This is a genomic window from Bacillus cereus ATCC 14579, from assembly GCF_000007825.1.
Taxonomy (GTDB): domain Bacteria; phylum Bacillota; class Bacilli; order Bacillales; family Bacillaceae_G; genus Bacillus_A; species Bacillus_A cereus.
On sequence record NC_004722.1, the window covers coordinates 2,399,374 to 2,423,002 of the forward strand.

Consider the following 23,629-nt stretch of genomic DNA (forward strand, 5'->3'; position numbering starts at 1 on the left):
ATGGGAGACGTTATTGATATATATGGTTTATCACCTTTGCAAAAAGGAATACTGTTTCATACTTTATACGATCAAGATGATGAACATTCTTTTTCCTATATTGTACAAGTAGGTTTCTTGCTCGGGGGGCAATTGGATGTTGCTACTTTTGAAAAAGCTTGGGAATATGTTATTCAACGACATGAGGTTCTGCGCTCAGTATTTGTTTGGGAAGAAGTAGAAAAACCTCTACAAGCAGTTTACGAACGTCTTCCTTTTACTATTCATCAAGAGGATTGGAGTACCTATTCGCATGAGGAGAAGGAGAAGAAATTACAACAGTTTTTGACTGCAGATCGTAGGAAAGGATTTTTATTGGATGAAGCACCATTGATGAGAGTCACTGCGATTAAAGAAGCAAAAGAGGAAACGAGAATTATCTGGACACATCATCATATTTTGCTAGATGGATGGAGTGTGTCATTGGTCTTTAGTGAAGTGATGGAAGTTTATCTCAAGATGATAAAGGGAGAATTTTTGAATCTTCCTAAATCTCTTCCTTATAAAAAATATATTCAATGGATAAATAAACAAGATCAAAGTCAAGCAGAGGAATTTTGGAAAGAAGAATTAAAAGGATTCTATGCACCTACTCCATTAGCAATGGAAAGAAAGGATCAAGGACAAGAGAAGGGTTATGGGGAGTGTGCTTATCAAGTATCTGAGGAACTTACTGAGAATTTACAAGAGTGGGTACGAAATAGTCGATTAACGTTGAATACGTTAGTACAAGGTGCATGGGCTTATTTGATGAGTAGGTATAGCGGTGACAGTGACGTCGTATTTGGCGTAACTAGCGCTGGACGTCCTACTGATTTAATGGGAGCAGAGAATATGGTGGGGCTATTTATTAACACATTACCTACCAGAATTCGATTAGCGGATAATACATCAGTAGTAGATTGGCTTCGTAAAATACAAATGAAAGAAATGGAACGAAGACAGTATGAGTATAATTCGTTGATAGATATTCAAGGCTGGAGTGAGGTTCCGCGAAATAGCTCCTTATTTCATACCTTGTATGTGTTTGAAAATTATCCAATTCAAGGTGAGAGAAATGATGATTTAAGATTACTAGATGTTAAAAGCACGGAACAAACAAATTATCCTTTAACACTCATTGTAATGCCCGGTAAGAAAATTACTTTAAAGTTGATGTATGATCGAAGCTATTTTAATGAAGAAACAATAAATCTGATTCAGAATCACTTATTGCAAATATTAATTCAGATGACGAAGAGCCTAGACTCAAAACTATTTGAAATTACCCATTTAACAGAAGAAGAACAGATACAGTTACTAGAGGAATGGAATCATACTCAAGTTAATTATTCGGCTGAAGGCATGATTCATACGATGTTTGAGGAGCAAGTTAAAAAAACACCGGAAGCAATCGCGGCTAGTTACGAAAATGAACAAATTACCTATAAAGGGTTGGAGAAGCGTGCAAATCAGCTAGCTCATTATTTACAAAAGCATGGTGTAGGCCCAGAGTCTCTAGTTGGGGTATATATGGAACGTTCATTACAAATGATGATAGCGTTATTAGGTATTCTAAAATCAGGAGCAGCGTATGTTCCACTTGACCCTACTTATCCAGAGAGTCGACTTCGATATATATTAGAGGATGCTGGAATCGAAGTACTAGTGACGGAAGAGAATTCTAAAAATTTGTTTGTATCTGAAAATATAGAAACGATTTGTATGAATAAAGATTACACTGCAATTGAAAAAGAAGAAACAACCCCATGTATAAGTGGTGTAACAGGAGAAAATTTAGCGTATGTTATGTATACTTCAGGATCTACAGGGAATCCAAAGGGAGTAATGATTGAGCATCATTCAGTAATTAATTATCTAGAATGGATGCAACATAAATATCCGCTTTCTGAAAAGGATGTGGTCTTGCAGAAAACGCCATTCTCATTTGATGTCTCTGTTTGGGAATTGTTTTGGGGCATTCACGTTGGTGCAAGTGTATCTTTCCTACCTCCAGGTGGAGAAAAAGATCCTTCTATTATAGCTGAAGTGATTAAACAACATCAGGTTACTATAGTTCAATTTGTACCTTCGATGTTATCTGTTTTCTTAGACCACTTCAATCATATTGAATTGAACATGAATTGTTCGTCCGTACGCCATGTATTTTCTGGTGGAGAAGAACTAAGTTCAGGGTTAGTTAGACGTTTTCAACAGAAATGGGATTATAGTGGACAAGTGAAATTAACCAACTTTTATGGGCCAACTGAAGCCACTATTTATGTGAATGCATTTGATATTCAGCCTAATCAAGAATTTGTTTCTATTGGGCAACCAATACAGAACACGCAATTATATGTATTAGACCAAAATCAACGCTTGCAATCAATAGGAATTGAGGGTGAGTTATATATTGGTGGTGCTGGTTTGGCACGTGGATACTTAAATCGTCCGAATCTTACTGCTGAAAAATTCGTTTCGCATCCATATCGATTTGGGGAACGACTATATCGAACAGGAGATTCAGTAAGATATCTAACTGATGGAAATTTAGAATTTATAGGTAGAATGGACCACCAAGTCAAAATGCGTGGTTTTAGGATTGAATTAGGAGAAATTGAAGCGACTTTAGAAAAATGTTCGTTTATTAAAGAGGCTGTCGTATTAGTTAGAGAAGATCGTCCAGGTGATCAACGATTGGTTGCATATGTAATAAGCGATGGAAATACCCAAGAGTGGAGAGAGTATTTACAAAAACAATTACCGACTCATATGATTCCAGCGCACTTTATAGAGTTAGAACACTTCCCGCTTACTCCAAATGGGAAAATTGACCGAAAGGCCTTGCCAGCACCTGATGAGCAAGTTATTGAAGATTTAAATGTGCTACCTCGGACGCCATCGGAAGAGCTTATTGCCTCGGTTTGGGGTCAAGTGTTAGGGATAGAAAATATTAGTATTCAGGATTCCTTCTTTGAACGTGGTGGGCACTCACTACTTGCTACTCAAATCGTCTCTAGATTGCAAGAACTGTTCCAAATTAAAATTCCATTACGTGAACTTTTCAAGCACGATACAGTGGAAGCATTGGCGAAACGAGTGGATCAGTTACGAAAAGAAGATAAAAAACGAGAGGTTGCTCCTCTTGTACCTATGAAACGAGAAGAAATTATCCCACTTTCCTATGCGCAGAAACGTCTATGGTTTATTGATCAATTAATGCCAAATAGTGCTATGTACAATATTCATGCAGCGTGTCGCTTAACAGGTAAATGGTCAATTGAAGCATTGGAGGTCGGATGGAATCAATTGTTGGAGCGTCATGAATCATTAAGGACGACAATTCTAGAACAAGAGGGTGAACCTTTTCAACAGGTTCAATCTCATGTGTTCAGACATATTCCTCAAACGAATCTAACAGATCTTTCTTTGGAAGATAGGGAAAAAGAAATGCAACGCCTTATTCAAAACGAGGCGGAGGAACCATTTCATTTTGGACAAGATCCTCTGATTCGAACACGAATATTGAAAGTGGACAGGGAAGAATGGGTTCTCATTTGTACGATGCATCATATTATTTCAGATGGATGGTCAATGGGAATCTTACTTGAAGAATGGATGGCTTTTTATGAAGGAGCACTAACCGGAAAACCAGTGGAATTGAAGGAGTTATCTATCCAATATGCAGATTTTGTCATGTGGCAGAAGGAATGGCAAAAAGAGGAGAATTTGAATCAGCATCTTCAATATTGGAAGGAAGAATTATCTGGGGAACTACCGGTTTTACAATTACCGATGGATCGTCCTCGACCTGCAGTTCAAACCCATCGTGGTGCAAGTCAGTCCTTAATAGTGGCGAATTCCCTACAGGAAAAGCTCAAAGATTTAAGTCTGCAAGAAGGATGCACTTTATTTATGACATTGATGGCAGCGTATCAAAGCTTCCTTTCTCGTTATACAGGACAGGACGACATTATAGTTGGAAGCCCAATCGCTAATCGAAATGTGAAAGAGATTGAGGGATTAATTGGATTCTTTGCAAATACGTTGGTTTATCGAGCTGATTTCAGTGAAAATCCGACGTTCCAAGAACTTTTGTCGCAGGTAAGAAAAAAAGCGCTAAAAGCATACGAGTATCAGGACATCCCATTTGAGAAAGTGGTAGAATCCGTAAAACCTGAACGGAATACAAGTCATTCACCAATATTCCAAACTATGTTTACTTTACAGAATACGAAACAAGAGTTTCTTCAGCTATCTGAAAGACAAATGGAACTCATGGAAAGCCATGCTTCTGTTGCCAAATTTGATTTGAGTTTATTTGCTTCTGAGACGGAAGAAGGATTATCACTAACCTTTGAATATAATACTGATTTGTTTAATGATACAACCATTGAGCGTATGGCAAGTCATTTTAAACATTGGTTAAATCAAATTGTCTCTCATCCAAAATGTGTACTATCAGAACTGAATATGTTATCGAAAGTAGAATATAAGCAACTACTAGAGGAATGGAATAAATCGCGTGTTATAGATATGGAAGAAAGTACGATTCATACAATGTTTGAAGAACAGGTGAAAAAAACACCAGAAGCAATTGCAGTAGTGTGCGAAGATGAAGAACTAACATATCGAGAGTTGGACGAACGCTCGAATCAGTTGGCACATTATTTACAGAAAAATGGTGTAGGTTTCGAATCATTGGTTGGGATTTGTGTTACACGTTCATCTGAGATGATTGTAGGCCTCTTAGGAATTATGAAGGCAGGAGGAGCATATGTCCCAATTGATCCAGCGTATCCGGAAAGTCGACTGCAATACATTTTAGAGGATACTCAAATAAAGGTACTGGTGACACAGGAAAAGTTACAACAAAAAATGGTTATACCTAAATTCGTTGACGTGATTTGTATTGATCGTAATCGAGCAGAAATAGAACAAGAAGTAACTACGGTATGTATGAGTGAAGTGACGGGCGATAACTTAGCCTATATTATCTATACTTCAGGTTCCACTGGAAATCCAAAGGGAGTAATGATTGAGCACAGGAATACAGTAACAATGATTCATTGGGCGCATCGTACGTATTCCCGAAAGGAATTAGCGGGAGTGTTAGCTTCAACTTCGCTATCTTTTGATTTATCCGTTTTTGAATTATTTGTTCCCTTAACGATGGGTGGTAAGGTGATTGTCACTGAAAATGCTCTACATCTAGAGAAGTTGTCTACCAAAGGTGTAACTTTGGTTAATACTGTGCCATCGGTAGCGAAGGAACTGGTTCGAGTAAAAACAATCCCTTCTTCGGTAAAGGTGATGAATTTGGCTGGAGAACCATTGCCATATTCGCTTGTTCAAGATTTATACGAGAGAAGTACAATCGAAAAGGTGTACAACCTATATGGACCGTCCGAAGATACTACGTATTCCACGTATATGGAATTAGAAAAGGGTGTCATGTATAGGGTACCACCAATTGGTAAACCAATATTCAATACAGAAGTATATGTACTAAGTGCCGAACAAAAAATGGTTCCAATTGGTGTAGTTGGTGAGCTATACATTGGTGGATCAGGGTTAGCACGTGGATATTTAAACCGCCCTGACTTAACGCAAAATCTTTTTATATCGCATCCGTTTAAAGAAGGAGAGCGAGTATACCGGACTGGAGATCTAGTAAGGTATTTACCAGATGGAAATTTGGAGTATGTTGGACGAATTGATCATCAAGTAAAAATTCGTGGGTTCCGGATTGAACTAGGAGAAATTGAAGCGGCATTACAAAGGCATATATTAGTTAACGAAGCTATTGTAATGGTGCGGGAAGATTATCCTGGCGATCCACGTTTGATCGCCTATGTTGTAGGAGACGGGGATGCTCAAAAGTGGCGTGATTATCTCAAGGATCAACTACCAAATTATATGATTCCATCCTATTTTGTTGGATTAAATGCATTTCCACTCACTCCTAATGGGAAAATTGATAGGAAGGCTTTACCAGCACCAGAGAAGCAGGAGATAGCGAGTTGTTATATTGCTCCTCGTACGTCTACGGAAAAAACAATTGTTTCGATATGGCATGAAGTTTTAGGTATGGAAAACATCGGAATTCAGGATTCGTTTTTTGAAATTGGTGGACATTCATTACTTGCTACGCAAGCTGTTTCCAATCTTAAAGAGGCTTTTGGAATCGAGATACCATTGCATGATTTATTTATGTTTCATACGGTGCAGCAATTGGCAGAACAGATTGATCAATTGCTCGATAACAAAAATCAAGAAATGCAGAATGATAGTAAGGAGAATGTAAGTCTTCAAGACTATGTTCAAAAAGAAGCAGAAGTGAGTAATGATGAAGAATTATTGGAACTACTTAAGCAATTAGAGGAGCTATCAGAGGAAGAAGCACAAGGGATATTCGAGAGTAATTTGATTGAGGAAGGGGTAAAAAAATGAGAAGTGATTTACTTGCAAAGCTGAGTTCACTTTCTCCTGAGAAGAGAGCATGGCTTCAGAAGCAAATGCAAAAAAAGGAGAATAAAGAAGCACTCCCGTTGTCTTATGCACAACAACGTTTGTGGTTTATGGACAGATTTAACCCAAACAGTTCTTTATATAATATTCCAACAGTATGGCATCTAAAAGGAAATTGGATACCTGAAGCATTAGAGAAGGGATTCAATCGACTCATTGAACGTCATGAATCATTACGAACTGTTTTTAAAGAAATAGGAGAACAGCCTGTGCAACAAATTGTCGAATTCCTTCCTAGCGCATTACCTGTAAGGGATTACTCTCAACTTCCTCTAGAAGTAAAAGAAAAAGAGGTAGATAGTTTAATTGCGAGAGAAGCGCAAGAACCATTTGATTTAATGAATGGTCCTTTAATTCGTAATCAGCTTGTTCAATTAGAGAAGGATGAATGGTTATTACTGTGTACGATGCATCATATTATTTCTGATGCTTGGTCCATTGGTATATTCATGAATGAATGCCTTGCTTTCTATGAAGAAGAAACAGGCGGAAATCCTGCTAAATTAAGTTCATTATCTATTCAATATGCAGACTTTGCGAAGTGGCAAAAGGAGTGGTTGCAAGGTGATGTGCTAAACTCGTCAGCTTACGTATTGGCAGGAAGAATTGTCTGGTGAGCTTCCTATCTTACAACTGCCAGTGGATCGACCTCGACCGGTTAAGCAGACTTACTCTGGGGCTGCGCATCACGTGATTTTTCCTTATAAATTGCTCAGTCAATTGAAGGATATAAGTCGACAAGAAGGATCCACTTTATTTATGACTTTAATGGCCGCATACCAGAGCTTTCTCGCTCGTTATACGGGACAAAAAGATATTCTAGTTGGTAGCCCGATTGCAAATCGGAACCATAAGGGAGTAGAAGGATTAATTGGTTTCTTTGTTAATACATTGGTTTATCGATCAGATTTGAGTGGCACCCCTACTTTTCGGGAGATTTTGAACCAAACAAAGAAAAAGGCGTTAAAAGCTTACGAATATCAAGATATACCATTTGAAAAAATGGTAGAAGCTGTGCAACCTGAACGAAGCATGAGTCATTCCCCTATATTTCAGACCATGTTTACGCTACAGAATATAAAACAAGAACGACTAGATTTGCCTGATAGAAGTATTGAAATGGTAGAAAGTAATATGTCTATTGCTAAATTTGATTTGAGCTTAACTGCCTATGAAGTGGAAGAAGGTCTATTCGTCTCATTTGAATACAACACGGATTTATTTGATAGTAGTACCATTGCACGTATGGCAGGACATTTTGAGAACTGGCTAAATGAAATCACGTATCATCCAGATGAATCATATACAAAGCTGTCAATGTTATCGGATACTGAGCAAAAACAACTCTTAGAAGAATGGAATGATACGGACGTAGTTTATGGTCATGATTGTATGATTCATGAGCTATTTGAGCAACAAGTTGCACGGACACCTGATGCAGTGGCGGTAGTTTATGAGGGTGGAAAGCTAACGTATCAAGAACTAAATGAAAAATCGAATCAATTGGCACATTTTCTACAAAAACGAGGTATCGGACCTGAATCATTGGTTGGTATATGTATTGAACGTTCTCCTGATATGATTATCGGTCTCTTTGGGATTTTGAAGGCAGGTGGGGCTTATGTCCCACTGGACCCAAGTTATCCTGAAAACCGCCTGAGATATATTTTGGAGAATTCACAAATTCAAGTGCTGTTAACAAAAGAGGCACTACAGGACTGGTTACCTAAAGATATTCAAGCAATTTGTTTAGATCGGGATCAAGTGATGATTTCTAAAGAGAGTAATTTAGCTCCGGTAAGTGGAGTAACAGCAAATAACTTAGCCTATATTATATACACTTCGGGTTCGACGGGAAATCCAAAGGGGGTAATGATTGAACATCATTCCGTTATCAACCGCCTACAGTGGATGCAGAAAAAATACCCATTGTCCGGGGCGGATACAATCCTACAAAAGACACCGTTTTCATTTGATGTTTCTGTATGGGAATTATTTTGGTGGTCATTTGTAGGAGCACGTGTTTGTTTACTTCCACCAGGAGGAGAGAAAGATCCTGCGGTGATTGAAGAGTATATTGAACGATATCGGCGTGTCCACCATGCACTTTGTTCCGTCGATGTTATCTACTTTCTTAGATTATATGGAACTATATAATTCGAAAAGGGATGTATCGTCTTTAATTCAAGTTTTTACTAGTGGAGAAGCGTTAAACACTGAGCAGGTTCGCCGGTTTAAGGGGATCTTTTACAATGTTCAGCAAACAAAGTTAATTAACTTGTATGGTCCTACTGAAGCAACTGTGGATGTGACTTATTACGATTGTGATTTAGAAAAAGAACCAATGCTTATTCCGATTGGTCGTCCGATTGATAATACAGAGTTGTATGTGTTAGATCAATATCAACAAGTCGTCCCGATTGGTGTGGCAGGGGAACTTTACCTTGGAGGAGTAGGATTAGCACGTGGCTACTTCAATCGACCGGATTTAACTACTGAACGTTTTATTCCGCATCCCTTTAAGGATGGGGAACGATTATATCGAACGGGTGACTTGGTGAGATATATGAATGATCGTAACTTAGAATATATTGGAAGAATAGATAACCAAGTTAAAATTAGAGGATTCCGAATTGAATTGGGAGAAATTGAAGCAGCTTTACATGATCACTCATCTGTAAAAGAGGCAGTCGTGTTGGTGAAGGAAGATCGACCAGGAGATAAGCAGTTAATAGCTTATGTAGTGGGTGAAGGCGATACTGGGGAGTGGCGTGAATATCTCAAGAAGCAACTGCCACATTATATGGTTCCGGCATACTTTTTCAAAATTGAAGGTATGCCACTCACTCCAAATGGTAAGGTGAATCGGAAAGCCTTACTGGAATTAGAAGAACAGTTCATAAGTGAAGATATTACTTCATCACGAACACCAGTGGAGGAGCTTATCGTTTCCGTTTGGAGCCAAGTGTTAGGAATAAAAAATATTAATGTTCAGGATTCCTTTTTTGAAATCGGTGGTCATTCACTACTAGCTACTCAAGTAGTTTCACGTTTACAGGGAATTTTTCAAATTGAATTACCAGTACGTGAACTATTTGAATATACAACGGTGGAGTCACTGGCAAAGCGATTAGATCAGTTACGTAAAGGAGATAAAAAACGAGAGATTCCGCCGCTGATACCAATGAAACGAGGAGAAGCTATCCCACTATCTTATGCCCAACAACGCTTATGGTTCATTGATCAATTTACACCTAATAGTGCCCTTTACAATATACCAATGGTATGCCGCCTTACAGGGAATTGGCTACTTGAAGCATTGGAAACGGGATGGAATCAACTAATAGAACGTCATGAATCACTGCGGACGGTCTTTCACGAAGTGAACGGTCAACCCGTACAGCAAATTGAACCGTATGCTTTTCAATCAATTCCGAAAACGGATTTAACTATGCTTTCTTCTGAAGATCAAGAAGAAGAAGTTAAACGTTTAATTCAACAAGAAACAGAAGTGCCATTTGATTTAACAGAGGGTCCATTAATCAGGGCAAGTATTTTGCACGTGGGAGAGGAAGAATGGATACTCCTTTGTACTCTACATCATATCATTTCAGATGGATGGTCAATGGGAATCCTACTTGAAGAATGGATGGCATTTTATGAGAAAGCAACGGATGGAAAGGTAGCGGAACTTGAACCATTGCCGGTTCAATATGCCGACTTTGCTCAGTGGCAAAAAGGATGGCTAAAGGAGGATGTGCTTGATCAACAACTCCAATATTGGAGGGAAGAATTGTCTGGGGAGCTTCCTGTACTCCAACTTCCTATGGATCGCCCGCGTCCCGCGATACAAACTCATCACGGGTCGATATACACTCTGGTTCTGCCAAGCACGCTACATGATAAATTGAATGAACTTAGTCGAAAAGAAGGGGCTACACTCTTCATGACGCTTTTAGCTGCATATCAAAGTTTTCTATCTCGTTATACGGGACAAGAAGATATTCTGGTCGGAAGCCCAATTGCGAATCGGAATTATAGAGAAATTGAAGGACTAATTGGTTTCTTCGTTAACACGCTGGTTTATCGAGCTAATTTGAGTGGTAGACCGACATTTCAAGATGTACTGTATCAGGTTCGTCAAAAGGCATTGAAGGCGTATGAATATCAAGATATTCCATTTGAAAAAATTGTAGAAGTTGTGCAACCGGAGCGAAGTACAAGTCATTCGCCAATCTTCCAGACTATGTTCATTTTGCAAAATATGAAACAAGAGTTTCCGGTGTTATCTAGTAGAAGTATTGAAATGATAGAAAGCCATAGTCCAATTGCAAAGTTTGATTTAAGTGTAATGGCAGCTGAGACGGAAGAGGGGTTACTTTTTACTTTTGAGTATAATAAGGATTTATTCAATGCTACTACTATTGAACGGATGGCAGGACACTTTGAGAAATGGCTACATGAAGTTTCTCATCGTCCACAAAATCCGTTGCATGACCTGAGTATGCTATCAGAACCCGAGCGTACTTTGTTATTAGAAACATGGAATGACACTGTAATGGAAATGTCTCATCAGGGTCTTGTTTGCGACAGATTTGAGGAGCAAGTAGCAAGGCGTCCTGATGCGATTGCGGTAGTTGACCAAACAAAACAGTGGACTTATGGTGAACTGGATACACAAGCAAATCAGTTGGCAAATGTTTTACAACGAAAGGGAGTAGCCCCAGAGTCAGTGGTAGGAGTTTATCTTCCGAGGTCAGCTGAGCTGATGGCAAGTTTACTGGGCATTTTAAAAGCTGGTGGAGCTTATGTCGTTTTAGATCCGTTGTATCCAAAATCAAGGTTAGAATACATGATTGAAGATGCAGGAATTCAATTTGTAGTGACGGCGGAAGGACAAGAAGGACATTTCGCACACGTCGAAATGGTGAGGTTAGAAGAATTAACGGTGGAAAGCGTAATCGCACCTACACGTCAAATAAATCCAGAGAACTTAGCCTATATTGTCTATACCTCTGGTTCTACAGGAAAACCGAAGGGTGTCATGGTTGAATATCGCTCATTAATGAATATGGTTTCTTGGCATCAGGAAGTTTATCATATTTCAGCAGAGGATCGTGCGACTCAGATTGCAGGGGTTGCTTTTGATTCGGCTGTCCAGGAGATTTGGCCGTATCTAACTGCTGGCGCAGCACTCTACTTGTCAACAGAGGAACTGAGAATTAATCCAGAAGCACTAAGGGACTGGCTCATTGATTCACGAATAACAGCTAGCTTTGCACCTACGCCTATTCTGGAAAGGCTCTTGAAATTATCTTGGCCAGATAAAACGGATCTTCGTTTTATCATTACTGGTGGGGATCAATTAACGCAGTATCCATCTAACGATATTCCTTTTGCGGTAATTAATCAGTATGGGCCATCGGAAAATACCGTTGTTACCACAGATTGTTATGTACCTGTAGGAGTGACAACAGGTACGCCATCGATTGGTCGACCGATTGCGAATACAGAAGTTTATGTGTTAGATTCTCATCTTCAGCTAGTACCAATTGGTGTAATTGGAGATCTCTATATTGGAGGGAAGAATCTTGCACGTGGATATGCTAATCGTCCGGATCTTACAAAGGAAAAATTTATTCCACATCCTTTCAAGTCAGGAGAACGTCTCTATTATACAGGAGACAAAGCAAGTTATCTTTCTGATGGTAATCTCCAGTTCCATGGCCGTATAGATGACCAAGTGAAAATTCGTGGTTTCCGGATTGAATTGGGAGAAATAGAAGCTGTTTTGCAGGCACATTCTTCTGTGAAAGAAGCAGTTGTATTGGTACGAGAGGATAATCAAGGTGACAAGAGATTAGTAGCTTATGTAGTTGGTGAAGGAAGTGTACATGAATGGCGAGAACATCTACAAACACATTTACCAAATTACATGGTTCCAACAAACTTTATTGAGATGGAAGTTTTACCACTTACACCGAATGGAAAACTTGATTTGAAGGCATTGCCTATACTTAGTGAACAATCCGCCGAAAATACTGTATACCCACGAACTCCGCTGGAAGAACTTATCGCTTCAGTGTGGAGGCAAGTGCTAGGAATAAAAGAAATTGGTGTTCAGGATTCTTTCTTTGAGCTTGGTGGTCACTCTCTACTTGCTACACAAGTGGTCTCACGTTTACAGGAAGTCTTTCAAATCAAATTGCCAGTACGTGAACTGTTCGAATATTCAACGGTCGAGGCATTATCAAAACGAATAGATCAGTTACGTAAGGGGAGCGAAAAACGAGAAATTCCACCATTGGTGCCGATGGAACGCGGAAATAATATTCCACTATCTTATGCCCAACAGCGCTTATGGTTTATTGATCAATTTGCACCTAATAGTGCACTTTATAATATGCCAATGGCATGCCGCCTTACAGGGAATTGGTTACCTGAGGGATTGGAGTTGGGATGGAATCAGTTAATAGAGCGTCATGAATCTTTGCGGACGGTATTTCATGAAGAAGAAGGTCATCCTGTGCAGCAGATTCAACCTTATATTTTCCGTCCTCTTCCGCAAATGGACCTAACTAAGCTTTCATTAGAGGAGAGAGAAAGAAAGTTGGAGCAATGGATTCAAACTGAAGTCGAATCTCCATTTGATTTAGACCAAGGGCCATTGTTCCGTGGGAAACTCATAAGAATTTCAGAAGAAGAATGGGTTCTTCTGTGTAATATGCATCATATTATCTCAGATGGATGGTCGATGGAAATCTTACTTCAAGAATGGATGGCATTTTATGAGAATGCGATTGGTGAAAAACAAGCAGAGCTGGAACCACTACCAGTTCAATATGCAGATTTTGCTCAGTGGCAAAGAGAATGGTTGAAAGATGAAGTACTAAATCAACAGCTTGCATATTGGAAGGAAGAATTATCTGGTGAGTTACCAGTCTTAATGTTGCCAATGGATCGTCCGCGTCCGCCAGTGCAAACCCACCATGGATTAACTCATAATGTGCTGTTGTCACGCTCATTACTGGATAAATTAAACGAACTAAGTCGTCAAGAAGGGGCAACGCTTTTCATGACCTTATTGGCATCGTATCAAAGTTTCCTTGCTCGTTATACGGGACAAACGGATATTATTGTTGGCAGCCCAATTGCAAATCGAAATTATCGAGAAATTGAAGGGCTGATTGGTTTCTTTGTCAATACATTGGTTTATCGAGCTGATTTAAGTAATGCACCGGCATTTCAAGAGTTGTTGTCTCAAGTGAGGATAAAAGCATTGAAGGCGTATGAGTATCAAGATGTTCCGTTTGAGAAAATTGTAGAGGTTATCCAACCTGAACGAAATACAAGCCATTCTCCGATTTTCCAAACCATGTTTACTTTGCAAAATACGGGACAGAAGCTACCAGAACTACATGGAAGAAATATAGAAGTAATAGAAAGTAATGCTCCTATCGCTAAGTTTGATTTAAGTTTAACTGCTGCAGAAGTGGAAGAGGGTTTATTACTTACTTTTGTTTATAGAACTGATTTATTTGACAGCTTAACTATTGAATCCATGGCTGAACATTTTGGGAACTGGTTGAATGTAATCGTGGAGAATCCTGATAAATCATTAGCTAAGTTGCCTATATTGTCAGTATTACAGCAAAAACAGTTGGAGGAGTGGAATAATGATGCTGTAGCATATCCACAGGAAAGTACGATTCATCAGCTGTTTAAAGAGCAAGTAAATCGTACACTTGATGCGGTAGCAGTGGTAGATGAAAAACAGAAGTTAACGTATCGAGAGCTGAATGAAAAAGCTAATCAATTGGCCCTCTATCTTCAGCAATGCGGGATTGGGAATGAATCATTGGTTGGACTTTGCTTTGAGCGTTCAGTTGAGATGATTGTTAGTATTATGGGGATTTGGAAGGCTGGAGCAGCCTATGTTCCATTAGACCCATCATATCCAGAGAGTCGTCTACGATATATTTTGGAGGACACTGGAATTCAAGTATTAGTTACGAACGAGTCATTGCAAGACTGGATACCTAAAGAAATCAAGATAGTTTGTCTAGATAGGGATCAAGCAATGATTTCACAAGAAAGCATTCTTTCACCAAAATGTGAAGTAACAGGAGAAAACTTAGCGTATGTTATCTATACTTCAGGATCAACGGGGAATCCAAAGGGTGTCTTGATACAGCATCATTCTGTACTAAACTTGTCGCATGGTTTACAAAAAGAGGTTTTCGAACATGAGATACCATCTAACATGCATGTCGGTTTAAATGCGTCAATTGCCTTTGATGCATCTATCCAGCAATTACAAATGCTGCTTTATGGTTCAAGTTTGTATATTATTCCGAATGAAGTACGAAGTGATCCGGAGCAGTTTGTAGCTTATATTAGGGAGAACAAGTTAGAAATCTTTGATATAACACCTTCATTGCTTCAATTACTTATAGATGCCGGATTGTTAGAAACGTGCGATGGCGTTCATGCTCCAAGTAAGGTACTGGTTGGTGGTGAAGCAATTATGCCGTCATTATGGGAACAGCTAGTAGAGACTGATAAAATACAGTTTTATAATGTATATGGTCCTACAGAATGTACGGTTGATGCAACATGCTATCATATCAAAAAAGATAGTAAGAGAGTAACAATTGGACGTCCATTGCCTAACGTCCAAACTTATGTATTAGATAGTAATAGGTTGCTAGTTCCAGTTGGTGTGATGGGGGAACTTTATATCGGAGGAGTAGGTCTAGCAAAGGGGTACTTGAATCGTCCAGAGTTAACATCCGAACGATTTATTTCTCATCCATTCAAAGAAGGCGAGAGGTTATATAGAACAGGCGATCTTGTGAGATATCTTCCTGATGGTAATATAGACTACTTAGGAAGAATGGATAATCAAGTGAAGATTAGAGGATTTCGAATCGAACTTGGGGAGATTGAGTCGACTTTACAAGAGCATGACTTGGTAAAAGAGGTAGTTGTAATAGTTAGGGAAAATCAGTCGGGAGATAAGAGGTTAGTAGCTTATGTAGTGGGCGAAGGTAGTGTAGAAGAATGGCGAGAGTATCTTAAAACAAAACTGCCAATCCATATGATACCTTCCTACTTTGTCGAAATGAAAGAATTACCGCTAACCATAAATGGAAAGGTTGATCGGAAATCGTTACCTATACCAGATTATCAAGGAATACAAGAAGGCTACGCAACCCCAAGAAATGAACGTGAACATAAGCTTTCTATCATTTGGGAACGTGTGCTAGGTTCAAAACGTATTGGTATTTATGATAACTTTTTTGAAATTGGTGGAGATTCAATTCTTAGCATTCAGATTGTCTCTCGCGCAAAGCAAGCTGGTTTACAGTTGACACCAAAACAACTATTTGAACACCAAACGATTGCTGAGTTAGCGCAAGTAGTCAAAGAAGAACAAGGTGTACAAGCTGAACAAGGAATTATAACTGGAGAGACGATACTTACACCTATTCAGCAAAGGTTTTTTGCGCAAAATCATCCTAATCCACATCATTGGAATCAATCCATGTTCTTTAGAACGAAAGAAAAATTGGACATAGGATCACTGGAAAAGGCAGCGCGTAACCTTCTACTTCATCATGATGCCCTGCGTTTAAGATATGAACGTTTACCTAATGGGACTTGGGAACAGTGGAATGAAGGAATTGAAGAACAATTGATGCTGACTGTCATTTCATTAGACGAAGTGCCGGAAGCGGATTGGCATGAAGTTATTCAAAAAGAGATTAATGTTGCACAAGAAAGATTGAATTTACATGATGGTCCTTTAATGAGAATGGTGTATTTTGATGAAGGTGAGGAGACTGGTCGATTATTTTGGACAATTCATCACTTAGCCGTGGATGGTGTTTCTTGGCGGATTTTATTGGAAGATTTGCAAACAGCATATACGCAAGCGGTCCAAGGGCAAAAAATTCAATTACCTATGAAGAGTACATCTTTTAAAGAATGGTCGGAGAAATTACAACATTACGCTCAAACTGGAATATCAAAAGAAGTGCTACATTACTGGGAGCAGCAGGTTGAACAAGACGTAGTTATACTGCCAGTAGATGGTACTATAAGTAATCCAGTAAGCGCAGTAACTGAGGAAATTACTGTGGTGTTAAACGAGAATGAGACCCGTATGTTATTGCAAGAGACTTTAAGCACTCACCGTGTCCAAATCAATGAAGTATTATTAGCAGCATTGGTACAAGCTACAGCAGCATGTACGGGGCAGCCGATACTAAGCGTAGATTTAGAGGGACATGGTCGAGAAGAGATTATTGAAGATGTTGATTTATCGAGAACCGTGGGATGGTTTACAAGTATTTACCCAGTTCATTTAAATATTACTAATGCTAATACGCCAATTGCAGCATTAAAAGCAGTTAAAGAACAAGTTCGCAAAATTCCTAATAAGGGTGTTGATTATGGGGTGTTGCGTTACATGAACACAACAATGTGTGAGCCATTAAGCTCCCAATATACACCGTCTATTAGTTTTAACTATCTTGGACAATTTGACCAAATGTTTTCTAGCGATGCAATGTTTATTCCGGAGAACGAATTTAAGCGTTTAGATCATGCTGCCGGTTCCAAGCGATCGCATGTAATTGATGTAATTGGGGTTGTAACGGATGGAAAACTTCATTTCACTTGGGTATACAATGTTGGACAATTTGCCAAATCAACGATTCAAAGTATTGCACAGAATATGCTATATCAACTGAGTACATTGATTCAATTTTCAGATAGAGAATCTGCACTGACCATTTCGGATTTTGCAATGGCTAATCTTAGCCAAGAAGGTTTGACAAATGTACTAAACAAAATGCATCGCGGAAAGAACAATCAGATTACTGATTTATATCCACTATCACCTTTGCAAGAAGGTATGATTTTCCACACATTGCATGACCAAGGGGATGAACATGTTGCACCGTATATAGTGCAATTGAGTTTTATGATTCGAGGAAAAATGAATATTTCTACATTTGAGCAGGCGTGGAAATCTGTAATTCAGCGGCATGAAATTTTTCGTACAGCATTTGTATGGGACGAAATTGAAGAACCTGTACAAGTGGTGTATGAAAATATCCCATTTAAAGTGAACAAAGAAGACTGGCGTACAATGACAAGTGAAGAGATAGAGGAAAAAAGAAAAGTCTTTTTGGCATTAGATCGAAAACAAGCCTTCCAATTTGATGAAGCACCATTGATGCGGGTAACAGTCATTCAAGAAGGTGAGGAAGAATATCGGATTGTTTGGACCCATCACCATATTTTACTGGATGGATGGAGTTTACCATTAGTATTTAATGAATTACTTACAGTCTATCAGAAGAGAATGAATGGAGAAGCTGTGAAGTTACCTAAGTCCTCACCATATAAGAAATATATCCAATGGCTAAGAGAGCAAGATAAGGAGCAGGCGGAACAATTCTGGAGAGAGAAGCTAAAAGGTTTTACTGCGCCAACTTTGCTGGGCTTAGAAAGTAAAGAGGAAGAAAAAGGTTACACAGAGAAGGTTACGTATTTATCAGAAGAGCAGACTCAAGCGTTACAAGGATGGGCGAAACGCAATAAACTTACTTTGAGTACAGTAATTCAAGGTGCATGGGCATATCTCATGAGCCGATATAGTGGAGAAAATGACATTGTTTTTGGTGTAACAAGCTCAGGGCGTTCTACGGAGATTATTGCTGTTGAAAACATCGTAGGTCCTTTCATTACAACGTCACCGACGCGAATTCAATTGATGGATGATATAAAATTAATAGATTGGTTGCAGAAGATACAAGAGGAAGAGATAGAAAGAAGACAATATGAGTATGCTTCTTTGACAGAGATTCAGGGGTGGAGTGAAGTTCCTAGAGGAATACCGCTGTTCAATAGTTTATATGTGTTTGAAAATTATCCAGTGAAAGAGGAGTCTTCAGAAAATCTGGAAATTGGTGAATTGGAAGGGGTAGAACAAACCCACTACCCATTAGGGTTAGCTGTAGTTCCAGGAATCCAGTTATCGTTAAAGTTAATGTATGACCGTAGTAAGTTTAATAGAGTAACCATTGAACGAATGCTGGGTCATTTACACCAAGTGTTAATGCAAATGCTCAAAAACATTGATCAAAATCTATCGGAGCTAGTATATATTACGGAAGCTGAACAAAGAAAGCTATTGGAAGAATGGAATAATAATACTATATCCTATCCACGTGAGAATGCGATCCATCAACTATTCGAAGAGCAAGTACATCGTACGCCTGACGCGTTGGCAGTGGTAGATGAAAAACAGCAACTAACATATCGAGAGCTGAATGAAAGAGCTAATCAATTAGCTCATCATTTACAGAAATGTGGAATTGGGACAGAGTCATTAGTTGGCCTTTGCTTTGAGCGTTCAGTTGAGATGGTTGTTGGTCTCATGGGAATTTGGAAGGCTGGAGCAGCCTATGTTCCATTAGATCCATCGAATCCGGAAAGCCGCCTGCAATATATTTTAGAAGACACGGGAATTAGAGTGTTAGTTACAAATGAGGTATTACTAGGATGGATACCTAAAGACATCAAGACAGTTTGCCTAGATAGGGACCAAGCAATGCTTTCTCAAGAAAGCAAACTTTCACCAATATGTGAGGTAACAGGGGAAAACTTAGCGTATGTTATCTATACTTCTGGTTCGACAGGGAATCCAAAGGGGGCTTTAGTACAGCACCATTCTGTAATAAACCTATCCTATGGTTTACAAAAAGAAGTTTTCTCACATGAGATACCTAGTAATATGCGCGTCGGTTTGAATGCGTCAATTGCCTTTGATGTATCTATTCAGCAATTACAAATGCTGCTGTATGGTTCAAGTTTATATATTATCCCAAGTGAAGTTCGCACTAATCCGGAACGATTTGTGTCTTATATTAGGGAGAATAAATTGGAAATGTTTGATATGACACCTTCATTACTTCAATTACTTATAGATGGAGGATTACTAGAAACAAGTGCTGATGTTCATGTGCCAAGCAAGATATTGGTCGGTGGTGAAGCAATCATGCCGTCATTATGGAAACAGCTAGTAGAGACTGAAAAAATTGATTTTTATAACGTATACGGTCCTACAGAATGTACGGTTGATGCAACGTGTTATCATATCGAAACAGATAGTAAGAGAGTTACAATTGGACGTCCGTTGCCGAACGTTCAAACTTATGTATTAGATAAAAATTTGTTACCTGTTCCAGTTGGTGTAACAGGTGAGCTATATATTGGTGGTGCAGGTATAGCGCGAGGATACTTGAATCGTCCAGAATTAACAACAGAGCGATTCATCCGTCATCCATTTAATGAAGAAGAGCGTTTATATCGTACGGGAGATTTGGTTCGTTATTTACCTGATGGTAATTTAGATTACTTGAGAAGAATTGATAATCAAGTGAAAATTAGGGGCTTTCGTATTGAACTTGAAGAGATTGAAGCGAGTATAGAGAGGCATCCATTGGTAAAAGAAGCAGTAGTTTTGGTGACAGAGGATAAGCTAGGAGAGCAGAGATTGGTTGCTTATGTAGTTGGAGATGGAAGTATGCATGACTGGCGTGAATATCTCAAGACACAAGTACCGAATTATATGGTTCCCGCACACTTTATAAAGGTAGACAAGATTCCTCTTACACCGAATGGAAAAGTTGATCGAAAGGCATTGAACAGTTTAACAATTCAAAGAAAAAATAATTTGTCTACACCAATCATTCCAAGGGATGAAATTGAATATCAGTTGATTAAAATCTGGCAGGATGTGTTACAGATAGAAGATGTCTATGTAAATGATGATTTCTTTAATAGAGGGGGACATTCTCTCCTTGTAATTAAATTGATTTCAAAAATTAAGGAGAAGTTTGGAAAAGAGATTAAGGTGTCTACATTGATTAAGAATCCAACATTGGAAGGAATCGCATGCCTTATTCGCGATAAGCATGATATGACAAAATCTGTATCAGCGCTGGTTCCACTACAAGAATCAGAGAAAAGACCTTTCTTCTGTGTTCATCCGTTTATGGGAAATGTATTCTGTTACATTCAACTAGCAAGATTACTTAAGAACCATTGTTCATTTTATGGTTTACAGAATCCTCTTATAGAAAAGGGAGAAATTGATGAATTGACCTTGCCGGAAGTAATTCAACTTTACATTGAAGAAATCAAACGTGTTCAGCCAGAAGGTCCATATCGTCTTGGAGGATGGTCTTTAGGCGGTGCGATTGCTTATGAAATCGCAACTGTACTAAAGAATCAAGGTGAGGAAGTTGAGTTGTTGATACTAATGGATACTAAAGTACCTTCAGAGCAGGACTATAAAACAACGGAGGATATGCTCTCATATATATATGAGCATTTCATTTCTAGAGATTTTACTGAGCGGGGGAAAGGCCTCTTCCATGAACAAGATATGCTTGTAGAGCGATTACTTATGGAAGGAGTACTCCCGCCTGATGCAGATCTTATGAATTTGAAGCAAGTTATCAATGCTCATAGGAAATGCCTAAACATAATGGCAGATCATGATTTAATACCATACTCTGGAGAAGTTCTCTATTTTAGTGCTGAGGAAGGAAAAGAGCTGTTTACAGATTGGGGACCTTTATTAAAAGGAAGAGTAAATAAGTATTCTGTCCCTGGATCACATGAGGAAATAGTAGACTTCCCCGCAGTTGAAAAGATAGCTAAGTACCTATTAAATGAATTTGAAGGGATAAAAGAAACATCCCTTTCATTAACTGAAAAGTAAAGAGTGCAAAAGATGCAACGCTATGAACGAAAAGGGGAGACCAATACCTGCATATCAAGTGTAGGGAATAATGAATATATTAAGAGCATTACTTTTTAAGGGGATAATGTAAAAAGTAATTGGTAGAGACATAGAAATCTTTGTAATAGAAGCGAATGCCTGATGATATTACTGAGGGAAGGTGCATATTTTCATTGATATGTAAATATGCACCTTTTCTATTGTATATGCAATTTAATAAAGTTAATTTGAGTTTCTGTAACGTTCATATATGAAGCCATTCTTTAAAAAAGGACGTGATTTATCATACAAATTCACGCTGTGAAAATACCAAAGAATATTGAAAGTCATTTGTTTAAGAAACTTAGTAACTTGGTTTCAAATGGGAAGAAAGAGCGAATGAAGCGATTATTAAATTCATGCGACATTAATAGGACCCTGATAGGGGATTTACTAATCCGATCTCTAATCTGCCAAAAGTATAAAATTAATAATGAAGAAATTAGATTTATATATAATGAGTATGGAAAACCTTTTGTTGAAAACTTTTCTGACTTTCATTTTAATCTGTCACATTCAGGAGAATGGGTGGTTTGTACTACTGCTAATTTTAATGTGGGTATTGATATAGAAAAAGTTTCAGAAATAGAGGCTTTTAAATTAGCAAAAGAATTTTTTTCAGCGGAAGAATTTTATGATATATCTAATATGAATTCTGATGAACAAATTAATTATTTTTATGATTTATGGACATTAAAAGAAAGCTATATAAAAACGATTGGAAAAGGGCTTTATACCCCATTAAATTCATTCTCTATAAAAAAAGAATCACGAACTTTAATTTCATACAAGCATATACCTAAAAACTTTTACTTTAAACAATATAACATTGATCCAAATTATAAGTTATCTGCTTGTGCAACAAGAGATGAATTTCCTCAAGAGATAATAATTAAAGACATTTATACAATTTGCCAAACTATATACAAATTTGAAAGTAAGGAGAAAATCAATGCAGAAGACTAAACTTTTTTGCTTTCCACATGCTGGGGGATCTGCGTTTAGTTACGCAAAATGGAAAAATCACTTTAATCCATATATTGAGGTAGTCCCGGTAGAGTTAGCTGGTAGAGGATATAGAATTGAAGAAAACTTGTACCAAAGTATGGAAGAGGCAGTAAATGATGTCTACAATAAAATAGTTATGCAGATAGATGATTCGCCCTACATTCTATTCGGGCATAGCATGGGAAGTTTGATCGCCTATGAAGTAGCCAGAAAAATAAAAGATTCTAAAAACGTATCGCCTGAATTTCTTGTTTTGTCCGGTAGAAATCATCCAAATAGTAAAATAAGAAATATCCGACATAATCTTTCTAATGAGCAATTTAAAAGAGAAGTTATTGCAATGGGAGGTACACCATCTGGGGTACTGCAATCAGAAGAATTAATGGAGATCTTTCTCCCTATTCTAAGAGCAGATTTTAAAATCGTTGAGACGTATATTCATGACAAAAATACACAACCATGTGATATTGATTTTCTTATATTTAATGGGGAAAATGATGAATTTACTACATATGATCAAGTAATAAAATGGGAACGATACACAAGTAAAACGTGTACTTTTCATTCTTTTGAAGGTAATCATTTCTTTCTAAATGAAAATATTGAAGAAATAGCAAATAGTATTAAAAGAAAGTTAGATTCTAAAAGATTATCAAATAGTTTTTAGAGTTTTATAAGTATGCTCATAGCTAAAAATATTAAAGGGTTTGAAGTATACACTTCTTGTGCAGATATGCATGGCAAAAAGACAATCGAGTACATTCGGTGGTCTTTTTCTATTTTTATGGAGTTTGTGGCGAAATGCTAGACTTGCTAGATTGTGGATCTGCGGGTTCAAGTCCTGTCATTCCGACCACGAGGGGGTATAATTTAAGGGTAAAACAGGGGCCTCCAGAACCTCTGATGTGGGTTCAATTCCCGCCATCCACTTATACTTGTTCATTAAAAGGTTTCACAAACAATATGTAATACGTTATGGGTACTTACATAAATTTATTGATTTTCAGTTAAAAAGTATTGTGCGATTATACACGTTATGTTACAGTTATATTACTAAATTGTTGCAAAATATCATAAATATTTCGATATTATTTCTTGTTATTTCCGTAATGTTACAAAAAACTATAAATATTGTTATGTGTATAGGAGTGTGTGTAGTAAAAAGTCTGAGTTGAAAGTACGTGCACACTTTAAATTTCCTTTTTGTCT

3 protein-coding genes and 1 pseudogene are annotated in these 23,629 nt (G+C 38.1%); all 4 read left to right on the top strand.

What is annotated here, in order from left to right:
- Positions 1–6,471 carry a non-ribosomal peptide synthetase gene (locus tag BC_RS12275; RefSeq protein WP_000503026.1) on the top strand — a complete coding sequence of 2,157 codons (6,471 nt, stop codon included), beginning with the start codon at positions 1–3 and terminating at the stop codon, positions 6,469–6,471.
- Positions 6,468–21,352, top strand: a pseudogene (locus BC_RS12280) (non-ribosomal peptide synthase/polyketide synthase). The gene BC_RS12275 and the pseudogene BC_RS12280 overlap by 4 nt, the downstream one beginning before the upstream one ends.
- Positions 21,353–21,673: 321 nt before the next feature.
- Complete coding sequence (locus BC_RS12285) at positions 21,674–22,378, top strand: 4'-phosphopantetheinyl transferase family protein (protein WP_002195517.1); 705 nt, start codon at positions 21,674–21,676, stop codon at positions 22,376–22,378.
- A complete protein-coding gene (locus tag BC_RS12290) occupies positions 22,365–23,087 on the top strand; it encodes a thioesterase II family protein (protein WP_001172947.1) in 723 nt (240 codons plus the stop codon). Before BC_RS12285 ends, BC_RS12290 begins: the two co-directional genes overlap by 14 nt.
- The last annotated feature ends 542 nt before the right edge of the window (positions 23,088–23,629 follow it).